This is a genomic window from Polaromonas sp. (assembly GCF_035638815.1).
Lineage (GTDB): Bacteria > Pseudomonadota > Gammaproteobacteria > Burkholderiales > Burkholderiaceae_C > Polaromonas.
The window spans coordinates 33154-50343 of record NZ_DASQZG010000029.1 but is presented as its reverse complement, the minus strand read 5'-3'; the positions used below and the strand labels follow the sequence as shown (position 1 = coordinate 50343).

General features: G+C 61.1%; 16 protein-coding genes. 9 read left to right on the top strand and 7 right to left on the bottom strand.

Features of this window, described 5'->3' with window-relative positions; all coding sequences use genetic code 11:
- Nucleotides 1–174 precede the first annotated feature (174 nt).
- From rlmH to VE934_RS17220, 7 genes are read right to left on the bottom strand one after another with little or no spacing between them, the layout of a single operon-like run.
- Nucleotides 175–642, bottom strand: coding sequence for a 23S rRNA (pseudouridine(1915)-N(3))-methyltransferase RlmH (rlmH, locus tag VE934_RS17250; RefSeq protein ID WP_324889817.1), 468 nt, complete (start codon nt 640–642; stop codon nt 175–177).
- The gene (gene rsfS, locus VE934_RS17245) at nt 639–1424 is read right to left on the bottom strand and encodes a ribosome silencing factor (RefSeq protein ID WP_324889815.1); all 786 of its coding nucleotides are present in this window, start codon (nt 1422–1424) and stop codon (nt 639–641) included. Before rsfS ends, rlmH begins: the two co-directional genes overlap by 4 nt.
- A 29-nt stretch (nt 1425–1453) precedes the next feature.
- Nucleotides 1454–2110, bottom strand: coding sequence for a nicotinate (nicotinamide) nucleotide adenylyltransferase (gene nadD, locus VE934_RS17240; protein ID WP_324889813.1), 657 nt, complete (start codon nt 2108–2110; stop codon nt 1454–1456).
- Complete coding sequence (hemF, locus tag VE934_RS17235) at nt 2107–3018, bottom strand: oxygen-dependent coproporphyrinogen oxidase (protein ID WP_324889811.1); 912 nt, start codon at nt 3016–3018, stop codon at nt 2107–2109. The genes nadD and hemF overlap by 4 nt, the downstream gene beginning before the upstream one ends.
- A 5-nt stretch (nt 3019–3023) precedes the next feature.
- On the bottom strand, nt 3024–3662 hold the full coding sequence (locus VE934_RS17230) for a 1-acyl-sn-glycerol-3-phosphate acyltransferase (protein WP_324889809.1): 639 nt from the start codon (nt 3660–3662) through the stop codon (nt 3024–3026).
- Nucleotides 3663–3667: 5 nt separating this feature from the next.
- Nucleotides 3668–4987 (bottom strand): phosphoribosylamine--glycine ligase, encoded by a 1320-nt coding sequence (purD, locus tag VE934_RS17225; RefSeq protein WP_324889807.1) that lies wholly within the window; start codon nt 4985–4987, stop codon nt 3668–3670.
- A gap of 24 nt (nt 4988–5011) precedes the next feature.
- A complete protein-coding gene (locus VE934_RS17220) occupies nt 5012–5737 on the bottom strand; it encodes a YebC/PmpR family DNA-binding transcriptional regulator (protein WP_324889805.1) in 726 nt (241 codons plus the stop codon).
- Nucleotides 5738–5799: 62 nt separating this feature from the next.
- On the opposite strand from VE934_RS17220, the gene VE934_RS17215 reads away from it, so the two are divergent.
- The 9 genes from VE934_RS17215 to VE934_RS17175 all read left to right on the top strand — a co-directional run bounded on the left by VE934_RS17215 (nt 5800) and on the right by VE934_RS17175 (nt 17111).
- Nucleotides 5800–7284, top strand: a complete 1485-nt coding sequence (locus tag VE934_RS17215) for a DUF853 domain-containing protein (protein ID WP_324889803.1) — start codon at nt 5800–5802, stop codon at nt 7282–7284.
- 4 nt (nt 7285–7288) lie between these two features.
- On the top strand, nt 7289–8539 hold the full coding sequence (locus tag VE934_RS17210) for a GTP cyclohydrolase II (protein WP_324889801.1): 1251 nt from the start codon (nt 7289–7291) through the stop codon (nt 8537–8539).
- Nucleotides 8532–9764 (top strand): URC4/urg3 family protein, encoded by a 1233-nt coding sequence (locus VE934_RS17205; RefSeq protein ID WP_324889799.1) that lies wholly within the window; start codon nt 8532–8534, stop codon nt 9762–9764. The genes VE934_RS17210 and VE934_RS17205 overlap by 8 nt, the downstream gene beginning before the upstream one ends.
- A gap of 17 nt (nt 9765–9781) precedes the next feature.
- Complete coding sequence (gene upp / locus VE934_RS17200) at nt 9782–10423, top strand: uracil phosphoribosyltransferase (RefSeq protein WP_324889796.1); 642 nt, start codon at nt 9782–9784, stop codon at nt 10421–10423.
- 61 nt (nt 10424–10484) lie between these two features.
- Nucleotides 10485–11660 (top strand): hypothetical protein, encoded by a 1176-nt coding sequence (locus VE934_RS17195; protein WP_324889794.1) that lies wholly within the window; start codon nt 10485–10487, stop codon nt 11658–11660.
- Nucleotides 11657–12781, top strand: coding sequence for a HupE/UreJ family protein (locus tag VE934_RS17190; RefSeq protein ID WP_324889792.1), 1125 nt, complete (start codon nt 11657–11659; stop codon nt 12779–12781). Before VE934_RS17195 ends, VE934_RS17190 begins: the two co-directional genes overlap by 4 nt.
- Nucleotides 12782–13005: 224 nt before the next feature.
- The gene (locus tag VE934_RS17185; protein WP_324889790.1) at nt 13006–14283 is read left to right on the top strand and encodes an amidohydrolase family protein; all 1278 of its coding nucleotides are present in this window, start codon (nt 13006–13008) and stop codon (nt 14281–14283) included.
- Between the two features lie 16 nt (nt 14284–14299).
- On the top strand, nt 14300–14509 hold the full coding sequence (locus VE934_RS17180) for a hypothetical protein (protein WP_324889788.1): 210 nt from the start codon (nt 14300–14302) through the stop codon (nt 14507–14509).
- A 160-nt stretch (nt 14510–14669) separates the two neighbouring features.
- Complete coding sequence (locus VE934_RS17175; protein WP_324889786.1) at nt 14670–17111, top strand: PAS domain-containing protein; 2442 nt, start codon at nt 14670–14672, stop codon at nt 17109–17111.
- The last annotated feature ends 79 nt before the right edge of the window (nt 17112–17190 follow it).

Genomic DNA, 17190 nt, shown 5'->3' with positions numbered 1-17190 from the left:
TCTGTGGTGGGGGTGATTGACGGTAAAGCGTCAAGCGCAATAGAGCTCGATCAGCAGCACACGCACGCAGGCTGTCATCCCGGCCTCCGAGCCGGGATCCATGGTGGCTAGCCTGTGACATCACTTCTTGCGAAGCATGGATCCCCGATCGAGTCGGGGATGACACCCTTTTCATCATTCTCTGTGATACGGATGGTTCACCGTGATGCTCCAGGCGCGGTAGAGCTGCTCGATCAGCAACACACGCACCATGGCATGCGGCAGGGTCAGATCCGACAGGCGCAGCCGCTCATGGGCTGCCTGCTTGAAAGAGGGGTCCAGCCCGTCCGGGCCGCCAATGATGATGGCGACGTCGTCACCTTCAAGCTGCCAGCCTGTGAGTTTTGTCGACAGTGCCACCGTGGTGACTGCCGTTCCCCGCTCATCCAGCGCCACGATACGCGTACCCCTGGGCAGCACGGCTTCGATGCGCTGGCGCTCTGCGGCGAGCAGGTTCTCCAGTGTTTTGGAGGCGCGGGGCTCGGTCTTGACGGCCTTGAGCTCGACCTTGAGCTCGGGCGGGAAGCGTTTGGCGTAGTCGTCGTAGGCAGTCTGCGCCCAGTCGGGCACCTTCTGGCCGACGGCTACGATCGTCAGCCTCATTTGCTCCGGGTTGTTGTTTTCTTCGCGGCGGGTTTCTTGGCAGCAGTTTTGGCTGCGGTTTTAGCGGCCGTTTTGCTGGCAGCCACTTTTTTGGCCACAGGGATTTTGACAATCGGTGTTTTGGCCGGCGTTTTTTTGGCCGCTGCCCTGGCTGGGCGGGCAGCAGGCTCTGCAGCCGGCGCGGTGGCGTTGCGCTTGGCAGTCCAGTCGTTGGTTTTGCCGACCCGGCCCACATAGGTACCGTCGTCAGTACGCGCGGCTTTTTTGGCAGCTGGTTTCGCGGGGTCTTTGGCTGGCTTGACAGCAGACTTGGCACCGGCGCGGGCCCTGGAAGGCTTGGACGGCTTCGCGTCCTCATCTACCTCAGGTTTTGCCGCCTTAACCAGTGGCGCAGGCGCACCCAGTTTCAGCTTCACGGGCTTGTCGCCCCACAACTCTTCGAGGTGGTAATACTGGCGAATCACGGGTTGCATGATGTGCGCCACAGCGGCGCCGCAATCCACAATGATCCACTCGCCGTTGTCTTCGCCTTCGATACGTGGCTTGGCAAAACCTGCGTCGCGCACGGCGTCACGCACGCTGGCGGCCAAGGCTTTGGTTTGGCGGTTGGAGCTGCCCGAAGCAATGATGACCCGCTCAAACAACGAGGTGATGTGCTCGGTGTCAAACACCTGGATATCCACCCCTTTCACATCTTCCAGTCCATCGATGATGGCCCGCTGCAGTTTCTGGACGTCTTTTTTGGCAGCGGTGCTTGTGGTGTTGGCGGGGGTAGAGGTCATGCAGTGGGTTTGCTTAAAAATAAAGGGAATTAACGGGAAAGGTACAGCCTGTGGCGCTCAATATAACGCGCAACCGGCTCTGACACCAACTGGGCAATCTCTTCCGGGTCCGCGTCGCCTGAGCCAATTTGTCGCCGAATGTTGGTGGCGCTCACCGCCATCAGCGGCAAATGCAGGGTCAAAACAGCATGCCTGGCCCGGGATGCAGGGTCAAAACCGGGGTTTGCCCTTTCAGGATGGACACGGTTTGCTATACAAATTATAGCTATGTCCAGAATGTCTTCCCAGCGGTGCCAATTCTCCAGAGCCGCAAACTGGTCGGCGCCAATGATCAGGTAGATCTGCGCGCCCGGATGGTCCGCCTGCAGGGCCTCCAGGGTGTCGATGGTGAAGCTTGGTCCTTCACGCCTGAGCTCCCGGTCATCAACCACAACGCCGGGAAGGTCGGCAAAAGCCAGTTGGGTCATGGCCAGGCGGTGCTCAGGCGCACTAAGCACCCTCGCCTTGTGCCAGGCCTGCCCAGTTGGGACGATGTAAAGGGCGGCCAGCTCCAGCTGCTCAACAGCGGCCTCGGCCAGCGCCACATGCGCTTTGTGCGGCGGGTCAAAGGAGCCGCCAAAAACGCCAATGCGTTTTTGCGGGCCCTCGCCCATGCGTTTTTTGCCCCTAGCGGCGGGTGCGCTCAAAGCCAGTCCCGTCGCACCAAAAATTCGCTGGTCAGCCGCGCCTCGGCAGAATCCGCTTCGACGGGACGCTGATAAGACCAGCTCGCCAGTGGCGGCATGGACATCAGGATGGACTCCGTGCGTCCGCCGGACTGCAGGCCAAAGTGGGTGCCCCGGTCCCAGACCAGGTTGAACTCGACATAGCGGCCACGCCGGTAAAGCTGAAAGTCGCGCTCCCGCTCGCCATACGGTGTGTCTTTGCGGCGCTCGACGATGGGCAGATAAGCTGCCAGAAACGAGTCGGCCACCGAACGCATCATGTCCAGACTGCCCTCAAATCCCAGCTCCTGAAAATCGTCAAAAAACACACCACCTACACCGCGCTGCTCGTTGCGGTGTTTGAGATAGAAGTACTCATCGCACCATTTTTTGAAACGCGGGTACTTGTCTTCTCCAAAAGGCGTCAATGCAGCTTTGCAAGTCTGGTGAAAATGCACGGCGTCTTCTTCGAAGCCGTAATAAGGCGTCAGGTCCATGCCGCCGCCGAACCAGCAAGCTTTGGCGCCCGAAGCCGGCGTGGCAACCAGCATGCGCACATTCATGTGCACCGTCGGCACATACGGATTGCGCGGGTGAAACACCAGCGACACACCCATGGCCTCAAAAGGTGCGCCTGCGAGCTCCGGCCGGTGCTGTGTGGCGGAGGGCGGCAGTTTGGGCCCGCGCACATGCGAAAACCCGCAACCGGCGCGCTCAAACACCTCACCCTGCTCCAGAATCATGGTGATGCCATTGCCCTGCAGCGGCTCATCGGGCTCCTTCTCCCAGGGATCCGAAGCAAACACGCCGCCGTCGATGGCAGCAATGCTGCCGGTAATGCGCTGTTGCAGACCCAGCAGGTAGCTGCGAACGGAGGATGAATCAATCATGGTCGTCATTTCGCAATGGTATCGGCCTGTACACGCGCCGATTTGATCAAGCGCACAGGTGCTGCAGCGCTGGCATGCAAGCCGCGAACATCCTGCAGGGCTGCCGCGATGCGTTCAAGGTCCTGATCTTCGTTGCCGCTGAGCCGTACAAAATCGCGAAACACGAGGCGTTTGTGCGAGTAGTCGAGTCCGGCTAGTCCAACGGGCACATCGGCCTGCAGCGCAAGGCGGTAAAAGCCGCTGCGCCAGCCGCCCGTGAGCCGACGCGTCCCTTCCGGCGAAAGGGCCAGCCAGAAATACTGGCCCAAGGCCTTTTTCTGTTTTATCAGCGCGGTCATTTGTTCGACTACCCCTTGCGGTGACGAACGGCTGACCGGCACGCCGCCCAGCCAGGCCATCCAGGCGCCGAACAGCGGAATTTTGAACAGAGTGTCCTTGCCCCAAAACATCACAGGAATCCCAACCGCCCATTTCAGCAAGAGGGCGACGGGAAAGTCCCAGTTCGAGGTGTGCGGATAGACCACAATCACGCCCTGCTGCGTCGGCAGGCCCTGGAAGTCCACACGCCAGCCGATCACTCGCAGCAGCCAGCGGGCTACCCTGCTCCCGCGAAACTGCACGGAGTACGGGGGCCGAAAATCCATGCCCATCAGGGCTTGATCGCCCGATAACCGATGTCTTTGCGGTACTGGGCACCGTCAAAAGAGATGGACTGCGCCACGTCGTAAGCGCGGTGCTGCGCCTCTTTGACCGAACTGGCCAGCGCCGTGACGCAGAGCACACGGCCTCCGCTGGTAGCCACTGTTTTGCTGCCTGCCGGTCCTGAAGCAGTGCCGGCATGAAAAACCATCACGTCGTCCTGATCCGGATTGATTGAGTTGACCGGGGGCAAGCCGTTGACTGTATCGCCCTTGCGCGGGTTCAGCGGGTAGCCGTGTGCGGCCATGACCACACCCAGCGCCACGCGACGGTCCCATTCCAGCTCCACTTGGTCAAGCTTGCCAGATGTGGCGGCCATCATCACGTCAAAAAGGTCTGACTTGAGGCGCAGCATGATTGGTTGGGTTTCAGGGTCGCCCATGCGGCAATTGAACTCCAGCGTTTTGCATTTGCCCTGGGCATCAATCATCAGGCCGGCGTACAAAAAACCCGTGAAAGGAATGCCGTCTTTTTCCATGCCGCGCACGGTCGGCATGATGATCTCGCGCATGGCGCGGGCGTGAATGTCGGGGGTGACGATGGGTGCTGGCGAATAGGCGCCCATGCCGCCGGTGTTGGGGCCCTGGTCACCATCCAGCAAGCGCTTGTGGTCCTGGCTGGTCGCCATCGCCGTCACGTTTTTGCTATCACACATGACGATGAAGCTGGCTTCCTCGCCCTGCAAAAATTCCTCAATCACCACCCGCGCACCGCCCGCGTTGTGCTTGACGCCTAGCGGGTTGAAATCCGGATCAGGAGCCAGCATGAACTCAATCGCTTCATGCGCCTCGTGCAGCGTCATCGCCACCACCACGCCCTTGCCTGCCGCCAGCCCATCGGCCTTGACGACGATTGGAGCTCCTTTTTCGTCCACATACGCGTGGGCTGCAACCGCATCGGTAAAGGTTTCGTACTCCGCGGTCGGGATGCCGTGGCGCTTCATAAAGGCCTTGGAAAAAGCCTTGGAGCTTTCCAGTTGCGCTGCTGCCTGCGTGGGGCCAAACACGCGCAATCCATGCGCGCGGAATTCGTCCACAATGCCCGCGGCCAGCGGCTGCTCTGGCCCCACCACCGTCAACGCTATCTTTTCAATAGCAGCCCACGACCGCAACGCCTCGACATCCGTGATATTGATGTTCTCAAGACGGGCATCAAGCGCTGTACCGCCGTTGCCTGGCGCCACGTACACAGCCTGCACCTTGGGCGATTGCGCCAGCTTCCAGGCCAAGGCATGTTCACGGCCACCGCCGCCAACCACTAAAACTTTCATGCAAAAACTTTCATGATTTGATTCTTATTCCGAGATGGCGGCGTTGTGGAATACGTCCTGCGTGTCGTCCAGGTCTTCCAGCACATCCAGCAATCGCTGCATCTTCTGCGCATCGTTTCCTGCCAATTCAATGGGGTTCTCCGCGCGCATCGTGACTTCTGCCATTTCAGCTTTCAGGCCCGCCGCCTCCAGCGCGTGTTTGACGGCTTCAAAATCCGCATATGGCGTCAACACTTCAATGGCGCCGTCCTCATGCGTGATGACATCGTCGGCTCCGGCTTCCAACGCAACCTCCATGAGCTTGTCTTCACTGGTGCCGGGCGCAAAAATGAACTGTCCGCAATGCTTGAACTGGAAAGCAACCGAGCCTTCCGTGCCCATGTTGCCACCGTGCTTGGAAAAAGCGTGCCGCACCTCGGCCACCGTGCGCACCTTGTTGTCGGTCATGCAATCCACAATGATCGCAGCGCCGCCAATGCCATAACCCTCATAACGCACTTCTTCATAGTGCACGCCTTCCAGGCTGCCTGTGGCTTTGGCAATGCCGTACTTGACGTTTTCCAGCGGCATGTTGGCCGCCTTGGCTTTTTCAGCGGCCAGACGCAGGCGCGGGTTGGTGCCCATGTCGCCGCCGCCCATGCGTGCGGCCACCATGATCTCGCGCATCACCCGCGTCCAGATGCGCTGGCGCTTTTCGTCCTGGCGCCCTTTGCGGTGCTGAATATTCGCCCATTTACTGTGACCGGCCACGGAAATCCTTGGTTATTGCTTTAATCTACCTCTTCATTTTACTTTTTCATCACGGGAACCCCATGGCCGAACCCTTATTGATTGCAAAAAACGCGTCGGTCCAGTGTGAGCTTCTCCCCGGCTTGGCCAATCGCCACGGTCTCATCACCGGCGCCACCGGTACCGGCAAGACGGTCACCTTGCAGACCATGGCCGAGAACTTTTCCAAAATCGGCGTCCCGGTTTTCATGGCCGACGTCAAGGGCGATCTGACCGGCATCAGCCAGGCGGGCACCGTAGGCGCTAAACTGGCTGCGGTCCTGAAAGAACGCGGCATTGAGCCCGTTGAGTCACGCGCCTGCCCGACCACGCTGTGGGACGTGTTTGGCGAGCAGGGCCACCCGGTGCGCGCCACGGTGACAGACATGGGCCCGCTGCTGCTGGGCCGCATGCTCAACCTCAATGAGACGCAGGCGGGCGTCATCAACCTGGTGTTCAAAATTGCAGACGATGCGGGCATGCTGCTGCTGGACCTGAAGGACCTGCGCGCCATGCTGCAGCACGTGGGCGACAACGCCAGCAAGTTCACGACTGAATACGGCAACATCAGCGCCGCCAGCGTGGGAGCCATCCAGCGCGGTTTGATGCAAATCGAAACCCAGGGCGGCGACAAGTTTTTCGGCGAGCCCATGCTCAATATCAGCGACTTCATGCAAACCGACGGCGCGGGCCATGGCGTCATCAATGTGCTGGCTGCTGACAAATTGATGAACTCGCCGCGCCTGTACGCCACCTTTTTGTTGTGGATGCTGTCCGAACTGTTTGAACAGTTGCCGGAAATTGGCGACCCTGACAAACCCAAGCTGGTGTTTTTCTTTGACGAGGCTCATTTGCTGTTCAACGACGCACCCAAGGCGTTGATTGAGCGCATCGAGTTGGTCGTTCGGTTGGTGCGCTCAAAGGGCGTCGGCGTGTATTTCGTCACCCAAAACCCGCTGGACATTCCTGATTCGGTGTTGGCCCAATTAGGCAACCGGGTTCAACACGCGCTACGGGCCTTCACACCGCGTGACCAGAAAGCCGTCAAGGCCACGGCTGAGACCATGCGGCAAAAACCCGGGCTGGACATCGAAACCGCCATCACAGAATTGGCTGTCGGCGAGGCTCTTGTGAGCCTGCTTGATAGCAAAGGGCGGCCCAGCGTCACGGAGCGGGTGTTCGTGCTGCCGCCGGGCAGCCAGCTGGGCCCGATCACGCCGCAGCAGCGGCAAGCCCTGCTGGCGGGCTCGCTGGTGGCGGGCGTGTATGAAAAGGAAGTGAACCGCGAGTCGGCCTACGAAATGCTGAAGGCGCGCACCGAAGCCGTGCAAACCGAAACCGCCAAAACCGCCGAAGCTTCCGGCGGTTTCATGGGCGGACTGAGCGACGTGCTCTTCGGCTCCACGGGTCCGCGTGGCGGACAACGGGATGGGTTGGTGCAGTCCGTGCTCAAGTCTGAAGCCCGCGCACTGGGGCGGCAGGTGCTGCGCGGCGCGCTGGGTACCATCTTCGGCGGCAAGAAAAGGTAGCTGCATGTCTGCCGACACCCCGCCCCGCCATATCCGCCTGACCTCACACGCCGGAGGCTACGGCGCCCTGCCCCTCCACTGGGCGGCCGCCACCGCTGCAGAGCGCGCTCCGGTCGTTGGCACCACCACCACCCGCAGCCACCGCAACGTCATCGGCACACACAGCGGCTCTTACAGCGTTTACCGTGCGCTGGCTGTGGCATCGGGCGCGCTGTCGGCCAATCACAAGGCCGACCTGACCAATACCTCGCCGACCGACATCATTGGTCCCTACCCGCAATGGAGCGAGCCCGGTCGCATCGTCGCCATGGATCCCTGGGGCGCCACGGTGGCCGACGTTTTTGCCACAGAGCTGGCAGCGGGTTATGACATTCGCCCCACCATTGCCGTCACGCAAGCGCATGTGATCCTGCCCGAGGTGATTGAGGCGCTGCAATCCGGCAGGCTCAAGGCCGACGGCAAGTACCTGACAGCCGGCGGCGCGGCTATGGTGACCAAGGTGGCGGTGGAGCCGGTGTGGTTCTTGCCCGAGGTGGCCAAACGTTTCGGCTGCACCGAGGCCGACTTGCGCCGCGTGTTGTTCGAGGAAACCGGCGGCATGTATCCGGAGCTGGTAACCCGCAGCGACCTGGAAGTGTTTCTGCCGCCCATCGGTGGCCTCACTGCTTATATTTTCGGCAAGCCGCGTGATCTGGCCAACCCGGACATTGAACTCACAGCCCGTGTTCATGATGAATGCAATGGCTCTGACGTATTCGGCTCGGACATCTGCACCTGCCGCCCTTACCTCACCCACGCCATCGAAGAATGCATACGCGGCGCGCAGCGTGGCGGCGTAGGCCTGGTGTCTTACTTCCGCAAAGAAGGCCGGGCGCTGGGTGAAGTCACCAAGTTCCTGGTGTACAACGCGCGCAAACGGCAAGTCGGTGGCGACACCGCAGACCAGTACTTCAACCGCACCGAATGTGTGGCGGGTGTGCAAGATATGCGCTTTCAGGAGCTGATGCCCGACGTGCTCAACTGGCTGGGCATCAAGAAAATTCACCACCTGGTGTCCATGAGCAACATGAAATACGACGCCATCACCCGCGCCGGTATTGAGGTGGTGGAGCGCGTCAACATTCCGGATGATTTGATTCCCGCCGACGCTCAAGTGGAGATGGACGCCAAGATGGCGGCCGGCTACTTCACGCCCGGCGCGGTGCCCACGTCGGACGAATTGAAAAAAGCCAAGGGGCGGGGGCTGGATGTCTGAGGCCGCCACACACCTGCGCTTAACCACCACCATCCGTTCCCGCGCTGCAGCGCTGCTGGCCCGTGCGCGCCGTGGCGAGTCGTCATGGTTTACGGTGCATGACAGCGCCATGACACAGGCCGCAGCCCAGGTTGCCACCCTGACCCAGCAGCGCTACCCGGACTTGAAGATTCCGTATCACAGCCGCTGGCGGCATTTTGAAGCGGGTGGCGTGGACCGGCTCGCGCGATTCAATCACGCACTTGCCTCAGCCACGCCGGTTGAACGTGCCCGTGCACAGATTGACTTGGCGCTTGTGAGCGTGTTGCTCGACGCGGGTGCCGGACCGGACTGGCGCTACCTTGAGGCAGCGAAAGGCCACAACGCAGAGCAGGCCTACACCCGCTCTGAAGGACTGGGCGTGGCGAGTTTTCATGCCTTCATGGCCGGACTTTTCTCCAGCGACCCGCAGCACCCTCTGCAGGCTGATGCTGCCGGGTTGCAGGCCGTCACAACTGACAAGCTGGCTCAGGCTTTTCAAGTCAGCTCTGACAATCCACTGGTGGGCCTGGACGGCCGCGCTGCGTTGCTGCGCAGCCTGGGCAAAGCGTTGCAGGACGACGCCGCACTTTTTGGACAGCCCGGTCGGCCGGGACACCTCTTCGACCGGCTTGCACCGCCAGGTACCAATGCCATACGGGCGCATGATTTGCTGACTCTGCTGCTGACGGGCCTGGCTCCCATCTGGCCGGCGCAAAACGCGATCGACGGCGTCGCCCTTGGCGACTGCTGGCGCCACCCCGCAGCGGGTGCCGATGCCAATGACGCCAGCGCGGGCTGGATGCCTTTTCACAAGCTGTCGCAATGGCTGACTTACTCATTGCTTGAGCCCTTTGAATGGGCTGGCGTGCGAGTGGACGGTCTGGACGCGCTGACCGGCCTGCCGGAGTACCGCAACGGAGGCCTGTTTTTAGACGCGGGCGTCCTCAAGCTCAAAGACGCACAACAGGCAGATCGCTCGTTGGAGGCCGGTGATGAACTGATCGTCGAGTGGCGCGCACTGACCGTGGCTCTGCTCGACGAGATCGCGCCGCTGGTACGTGCACAGTTAGGATTGAGCGCCGAGCAAATGCCGCTGGCCTGTGTGCTGGAGGGCGGCACCTGGGCGGCGGGCCGCGCGCTGGCCCAGCAATTGCGTGAAGGCAAGCCGCCGCTGAACATCCGCAGTGACGGCACCGTTTTTTGAACTTTGAGGCATACACCATGACCACCCGCAGTGACAAAGTCCACCTAATCGACCACCCGCTGGTCCAGCACAAGCTCACCTTGATGCGGCGCAAAGATGCGTCAACCAACACCTTTCGCACGCTACTCAACGAGGTCAGCATGCTGATGGCCTACGAGGTCACGCGCGACATGCCCACGCAGGACATCGAAATCGAAACGCCGCTGGAAAAAACCACGCAAAAGATGATCGACGGCAAAAAACTGGTGTTTGTCTCCATCCTGCGCGCTGGCAACGGCATTCTGGAAGGCATGCTCAGCGTGGTGCCCGGCGCGCGCGTGGGCCATGTGGGCCTGTATCGCGACCCGAAAACACTCACTGCGGTGGAGTATTACTTCAAGATGCCGCACGACATGCAGGAGCGCGACATCGTGGTGGTAGACCCGATGTTGGCCACTGGCAACTCCGCCATTGCGGCGGTGGACCGTCTGAAAGAACTCAACCCCAAGTCCATCAAGTTTGTCTGCCTGCTGACCTGCCCCGAAGGCATCGCCGCCCTGCAGCAGGCCCACCCCGACGTGCCCATTTACACCGCAGCCATAGACCGAGAGCTCAATGAGCACGGCTACATCCTGCCAGGCTTGGGGGATGCCGGTGACCGCATCTTCGGAACAAAATAGCCACTCTGCCCTTTAATAGCAAGCGAAGTTTGCTATCAATTTAATAGTCTTCGGGTTTGACATGAGAACCATCGGCCTCGCCCTGCTTGTCTTTCTGGGAACAGCGCACTCAGCACCCTACACACCCGCCAGCGACAGCGAAGTGGTTGAGCGCCTGCCCGGCAGGGCTAGCGACCCGGCCATCGGCCGGGTGGAGTCGCTGCGCAAACAACTTGCGGCACGCCCTGAAGACACCGCCCTGCGGCTTGAAATTGCCCGCCGTTACTTTGACCTGGCCATGGCCCAGGGCGACCCGCGTTACGTGGGTTATGCCTCTGCCGCGCTGGCACCGCTTGCCACCTCCGCCGCAAACAACGCCGACTACTGGCTGCTGCGCGGGCTGATCCAGCAATACAGCCATGAGTTTGAAGCCGCGCTGACCAGCCTTGCCAAATCCAGCCAGCTCAACCCCACATCGCCCGAGCCTCTGTCCTGGCGCGCCGCCATCTACATGGTGCAAGCGCGTTATGCGGAGGCGCAGGCAGAGTGCGATCATCTGACCCCACTTGCCGACCCGCTGCTGGGTGCCGGCTGCAGCGCCTACGCCCGCGCGTCGTCTGGCCAGTTGTTGCCCGCGTTTGAATCGCTCGCCAAAGCCGTGGCCAGTGCCTCCAAAGCATCGCCGGAGATGCTGCTGTGGCTCAACACACGCCTGGCCGAGATGGCCGTTCGCCTGCAACGTCTCGATGCCGCAGAAACCCATTTCCGCAGCGCGCTTAAACAAGGGGTAACAGACCAATTTTTGCTGGGCGCCTATGCAGACTTTCTGCTGGCCAGGCAACGCCCCGCCGAGGTGCTGACGCTGCTGGCGGGCTGGGAAAGATCCGACATCCTGCTGCTGCGCCTGGCGCTCGCAGGCCGTGCTGCCAAAGACCCACGCGCAGCCGACTGGGCCACACAGCTGCGCGAGCGCTTTCAGGCAGCCGCCCTGCGCGGTGACAAATTACACGAGCAGGAAGCCGCGCGATTTGAGCTTGACATCGAAGGCCAGCCCGCCAAAGCGCTGGACCTGGCCACCCGCAACTACGCGGATCAGAAAGAACCCCGCGACGCCGAGGTATTGATGCGCGCGGCACTGGCCGCCAAGCAGCCGCGCGCCGCCGTGCCTGCGCTGGACTGGCTGCGCACCAGTAAATATGAAGACCCGGTGCTAACTGGCCTTTCAGAAAAGCTGTCCACGCCCGGGGCCGCCCGATGAAACGCTGCGCCCTCTTCCTGCTGGCACTGCTGCTGTCCACCACCGCCTGGGCGCACAAGCCCAGCGACAGCTACCTCACCCTGCGCGCAACCCAGGGTAGCAACAACATCGCCGTGCGCTGGGACATTGCCCTGCGTGACGTGGATTACGTGCTGCAACTTGACCGCGATGGCAATGGCGAGCTGAACTGGGGCGAAGTACGCCAACGCAGTGACGACATCACCAAGCTGGCCACGGGCCGCCTGGCCCTCAGCTCTGCCGACAAAGCCTGCACCCTGACCAGCACCGGCCCGCTGATGCTGGACAAACACAGCGACGGCAACTACGCGGTGCTCAGCCTCAGCGCGCAGTGCGAAGGCCTGGCTAAGGAAGTCAAAGCCGCCTACTCAATGTTTTTTGACGTAGACCCTACGCACCGCGGCCTGGTGCAGTGGATAGCTCCCGGCAGCGACAAGGCTCAGGCGCTCGTCTTCGGCACCGAGTCGGCCAGTCAGTTTCTGGCACTGCAGCCCACCGGCGTCTGGGAAACCCTGCGCCAGTACGTGGTGGAGGGTGTGTGGCACATCTGGATCGGGTATGACCACATCCTTTTTCTGCTGGCCCTGCTGCTGCCGGCGGTGCTGGTGCGGCGTGAAGGGCGTTGGGAGCCCGCGCCTCAGCTGGGCGGTGCGGTCAAGGAAGTTTTCAAGGTTGTCACCGCGTTTACGCTGGCGCACTCCATCACGCTGAGCTTGGCAGCGCTGGAAATTGTCACCCTGCCCTCGCGCCTGGTCGAGTCGGCCATCGCGGCCTCCGTCATCGTCGCCGCACTCAACAACCTGCGCGGCACGCTGGAGAACCGGCGCTGGGTCATGGCCTTTGTGTTTGGCCTGATCCATGGCTTTGGTTTTGCATCGGTGCTGGCAGACCTGGGCTTGCCCAAAGACGCGCTGGTACTGGCACTGGTGGGCTTTAACGTCGGCGTCGAGCTCGGTCAACTGGCCATCGTCGCCGCGTTTCTGCCGGTGGCCTTCTGGCTGCGCGCAACAAGGTTCTACCGCTTGGGGATACTCAAGGGTGGGTCCATCTGGGTGGCGATACTGGCAGGATGGTGGCTTGTGCAGCGGCTGTTTGATTTGTAGATTGGCGCATATCTGGCATTCCAACTCTCCTGCTTTTTGCACGTATGGCGGCATGCGGGCATGGATCCCGGATCTAGTCCGGGATGACGACTAAAGTCCGGGGATGAGCACTATGGCCCGGGATGACAGCCTTGCCCAAGCCACGGCCTAATGAACAAAATTGCCATCTCGCCAAATAAAGACGGGAAGAGTTCGCTATCGATTCAATAGCAGGAAACAGCCTCATGCTTGACCTACTCATCAAAAACGCCAGCTTGCCCGACGGCAGAACCCACATGTCCGTTGCCGTGCAGAACGGAAAAATCGTCAACGTACAAGCCAGCCTGGACGCCCCCGCCCACGTGACGGTGGACGCCAACGGCTACCTGCTGAGCCCGCCTTTTGTGGACCCGCACTTCCACATGGACGCCACGCTCAGCTACGGCCTGCCACGCGTCAACGAGAGCGGCACCCTGCTGGAAGGCATCGCGGTCTGGGGAGAACTCAAACCGACACTCAAAGCCGACGCCATCATCGATCGCGCCCTCACCTATTGCGACTGGGCCGTGGCCAAGGGCCTGCTCGCCATTCGCAGCCATGTAGACACCAGTGACGCCAGCCTGCTGGCGGTGGACGCACTGCTGGAAGTGAAGAAACAAGTCGCACCCTACATCGATCTGCAACTCGTGGCCTTCCCGCAAGACGGCGTACTGCGCAGCAAAGGCGGTGTCGACAACCTCCAACGCGCACTCGACAAAGGCGTAGACGTGGTCGGCGGCATTCCGCACTTTGAACGCACCATGGCTGAAGGCGCAGCCAGCGTGAAGCTGCTGTGCGAAATAGCCGCCGAACGCGGCAAGTTGGTCGACATGCATTGCGACGAAACCGATGACCCGATGAGCCGCCACATCGAAACCCTGGCGTTTGAAGCGCAGCGTCTCGGACTGCAAGGCCGCGTCAACGGCAGCCACTGCACCTCCATGCACAGCATGGACAACTACTACGTGAGCAAGCTGCTGCCGCTGATTGCCGAATCAGGCGTCAGCGTCAGCGTCATCGCCAACCCGCTGATCAACATCACCCTGCAAGGCCGCCACGACACCTACCCGAAGCGCCGCGGCATGACCCGCGTGCCTGAGCTGATGGCGGCAGGCGTCAATGTCGCCTTCGGCCACGACTGCGTGATGGACCCCTGGTACGGAATGGGCAGCGGCGACATGCTCGAAGTTGCGCACATGGGTTTGCATGTTGCGCAAATGACGAGCCAGAAAGGCATTCGTGATTGTTTTGATGCGGTGACGGTCAATGCGGCGAAGGTGATGCACCTCGAAGGCTACGGGCTGGAAGCTGGCTGTGATGCAAGTTTTGTGCTGCTGCAGGCGCGGGACGTGGTGGAGGCAATTCGCTTGCGGGCGAATCGGTTGAAGGTTTGGAAGAACGGCATGTTAGCCGCCGAAACGCCAGAAGTCGCGGCGAATTTGCGGTTGCCGAGGCGCCCATCCACCACCCGTTTTATGACTTGACGTCGGGGAGGTACTTGTGAAATCACCCATTGCCCATGCCGAGCTCATCGCCACTTTCAGGCGGGCGGAGGCAGAGGCGGCGCACAAATTCGGATTGATCAAAGCTGTTGCGACAAAGGGACCCAGGGCGATTCAGATGGCCGTCGAGACAGCAAAAAAAGCAGCAAAGCGCAGGGATGCGTATGCGAAAAAACTCGCCGCGCTGAAGGTGGACCTCAAGGATTGAGCAGTACTCAGCGCTCAGCCACCGATCTGCAAGGCAGAGAGGCAGAGACTATCAGCATGACAGTCAGGCGATTCGATTCCGCGCTTAAAAACCGGCGTGCCATCAGGTAAGCTTTACGCCTCGCCCTGAACCCATGCTCAGCCCTGTAGCCGACTGAACAATGACCAGCCTGCACGAAGTTACAACCGCCCCAGCCCAAGCTGCGGGTCAACCCACGGCTCTCCCGGCCCAGCCCTTTGTTTTGTCGGTACTCCCCGCCGACCAGCGCACGCGGAGGGCGACCCTCACCGTGATGCTCGTGTCGCTGGGACTATTCCTGGCGCTGGCCGTTTACGCCAAGGTGCCGCTTGCGCAGCATCCCATGTTCATCCCGATGGTGCAGACGGCGCTGATCATCAACAGCATCGTCACGGCCACGCTCCTGATTGGTCAAATGCGGGTCACGCAAAGCCGGGCTCTGTTGGTGCTGGCCTGCGGGTATGTTTTCGCAGCGCTGATGGCCTTCATGCACATGCTCAGCTTTCCCGGTGTGTTTTCACCCAAGGGCTTGCTGACTACCGGCCCGCAGACAACGGCTTACCTCTTCATCTTCTGGCATACCGGCTTTCCCCTGGCTGTAATGGCTTTCGCCCTTCGCAGACATCGGGCTGTGTCACCTGTATCCAGTTTTCTGGTTCCCGGATCCATCCTCGCAGTTGTGCTTGTGGTCGCGCTCCTGACCACCCTGGCATCTGCCGGCCATGACCTGCTGCCAGCCGTTCTGACCGGTAATCAGTACTCCACAGCCTTTGACATCGCGCGTTATGGCCAGTGGTTTATCGCCGCTTTGGCCGTCGCTGTGTTGTGGCGGCGCAAACCGCACTCGATTCTTGACCTGTGGATTCTGGTGGTGTTGTGCGGCTGGTTTTTTGAAATCGGTTTGGTTGCCATCTTTAATGCGGGCCGATATGACCTGGGGTTTTACGCCGGCCGGGTTTATGCGCTGCTTGCCTCCAGCCTCGTTCTGATTGTTCTGCTCACCGAGCAATCCCGGCTGTACGCCAGCCTTCTCTCAGCGCATGCCACCGCGCTGTCCGAGTCCGCCTTGCGGGAAAGCCGGGACGTTCTCAGTCTGGCCATGCAGGCTGGACGCATGGGGGCCTGGACGTATCACTACCCGGGCAATGGCGTGTGGTGGAGCACGGAGCTTGAAGAGATCTTTGGTCTGTCGCCGGGCGGCGCGCCGGGAACTGAAGAGGACTACCTGGCGTTCGTACACCCCGAAGACCGTGTCGGCATCAAACAATCGGTGGCAAATGCCCTGTCTGCCCGCCAGGACTTTGGTGTTGAGTTCCGCTTTCAACACGCGTCGGGTGAATGGCGCTGGATGGACTGGCGCGGCCGCGCGGCCTACGGGGACGACGGCCAGGCCCTGATGCTGCTGGGCATAGGCGTGGACATCACGGCGCGCAAACGCGGCGAGGAGGCAGCCCGGGACATTGAGAGCCGCTTTCGCGTCATGGCCGACGGCATGCCGCAGCTGGCATGGATGGCAAGCCCTGACGGATGGATCCACTGGTACAACAAGCGCTGGTATGCCTACAGCGGCACCACCGAAAAAGACATGGAAGGCTGGGGGTGGCAGTCGCTGCACGACCCCGACATGCTGCCGGCCGTGATGGCTGAGTGGCAACGCGCCATTGCCACAGGCGAGCAGTTTGAAATGGTTTTTCCCTTGCGAGGTGTGGACGGGGTGTTCAGGCCGTTTCTGACCCGGGCGTCCCCGCTCAAGGATGCCAGCGGCGCTGTCATGCACTGGTTTGGCACCAACACCGACATCACGGCCCAGCGCGACGCCGAAGAGGTACTGCGCGTGCAAGACCGCCGCAAGGACGAGTTTCTGGCAACGCTGGCCCACGAACTTCGCAACCCGCTCGCCCCCATACGCAATGCAGTCGCCGTGATGGCGCGTGTATCGCCGCTTCCAGAGCGTGCCGACTGGGCCCTGCAGATCATCGACCGGCAGTCCAGGCACCTCGCACGGCTGGTGGACGATTTGCTGGATGTCTCGCGTATTACCCAGGGCAAGATCAACCTCCAGAGAAAGCAGATATCGCTGCTGACTCCCCTGCGTGATGCGGTCGATGCGGTCAGGTCACTCGTAGATGCCGCAGGGCACGAGCTGGAGGTATCGCTGCCCGCCGAGTCACTGGAAATGAATGCCGACGCCACGCGCATCAGCCAGGCGCTTTTTAACCTGCTCAGCAACGCCGTCAAATTCACGCCCCCCGGTGGCAGGATATCGATAGGCGCGATGCGTCAGGGCCAGATGGCAAAAATTTGGGTGCGCGACAACGGCGTTGGCCTGACCGGGGACAACGCGCAAAGTATTTTCGAGATGTTCTCCCAGGTCGATTCCGCGCTGGAGCGCACACAAGGCGGTCTGGGCATTGGCCTGGCGCTGGTGCGCGGGCTGGTGGAGCTGCATGGCGGGACCGTGCAGGGCTATAGCGAAGGCATAGGTCATGGGAGCGAGTTCACCGTTTACCTTCCGCTGTCGGAAGTTGCTTCGCAGGCAAACGCGCAACATCCTCTGGAGTCGAATCAGTCTGTCCAATCATGAATCTGATGCCTTGCTGGGACTTTGTAAGCCAAATGTGCCAGCAGCCCTTTTCACACGGGCGCAGATGGCTATCAAATCG

What these genes read in the sequence shown, in the direction of transcription:
- rlmH (WP_324889817.1), bottom strand. Translation starts at nt 642, where the DNA reads ATGAGGCTGACGATCGTAGCCGTCGGCCAGAAGGTGCCCGACTGGGCG.
- VE934_RS17215 (WP_324889803.1), top strand. Translation starts at nt 5,800, where the DNA reads ATGGCCGAACCCTTATTGATTGCAAAAAACGCGTCGGTCCAGTGTGAG.
- VE934_RS17205 (WP_324889799.1), top strand. Translation starts at nt 8,532, where the DNA reads ATGTCTGAGGCCGCCACACACCTGCGCTTAACCACCACCATCCGTTCC.
- VE934_RS17210 (WP_324889801.1), top strand. Translation starts at nt 7,289, where the DNA reads ATGTCTGCCGACACCCCGCCCCGCCATATCCGCCTGACCTCACACGCC.
- VE934_RS17230 (WP_324889809.1), bottom strand. Translation starts at nt 3,662, where the DNA reads ATGGATTTTCGGCCCCCGTACTCCGTGCAGTTTCGCGGGAGCAGGGTA.
- hemF (WP_324889811.1), bottom strand. Translation starts at nt 3,018, where the DNA reads ATGATTGATTCATCCTCCGTTCGCAGCTACCTGCTGGGTCTGCAACAG.
- rsfS (WP_324889815.1), bottom strand. Translation starts at nt 1,424, where the DNA reads ATGACCTCTACCCCCGCCAACACCACAAGCACCGCTGCCAAAAAAGAC.
- upp (WP_324889796.1), top strand. Translation starts at nt 9,782, where the DNA reads ATGACCACCCGCAGTGACAAAGTCCACCTAATCGACCACCCGCTGGTC.
- VE934_RS17195 (WP_324889794.1), top strand. Translation starts at nt 10,485, where the DNA reads ATGAGAACCATCGGCCTCGCCCTGCTTGTCTTTCTGGGAACAGCGCAC.
- VE934_RS17190 (WP_324889792.1), top strand. Translation starts at nt 11,657, where the DNA reads ATGAAACGCTGCGCCCTCTTCCTGCTGGCACTGCTGCTGTCCACCACC.
- purD (WP_324889807.1), bottom strand. Translation starts at nt 4,987, where the DNA reads ATGAAAGTTTTAGTGGTTGGCGGCGGTGGCCGTGAACATGCCTTGGCC.
- VE934_RS17185 (WP_324889790.1), top strand. Translation starts at nt 13,006, where the DNA reads ATGCTTGACCTACTCATCAAAAACGCCAGCTTGCCCGACGGCAGAACC.
- VE934_RS17175 (WP_324889786.1), top strand. Translation starts at nt 14,670, where the DNA reads ATGACCAGCCTGCACGAAGTTACAACCGCCCCAGCCCAAGCTGCGGGT.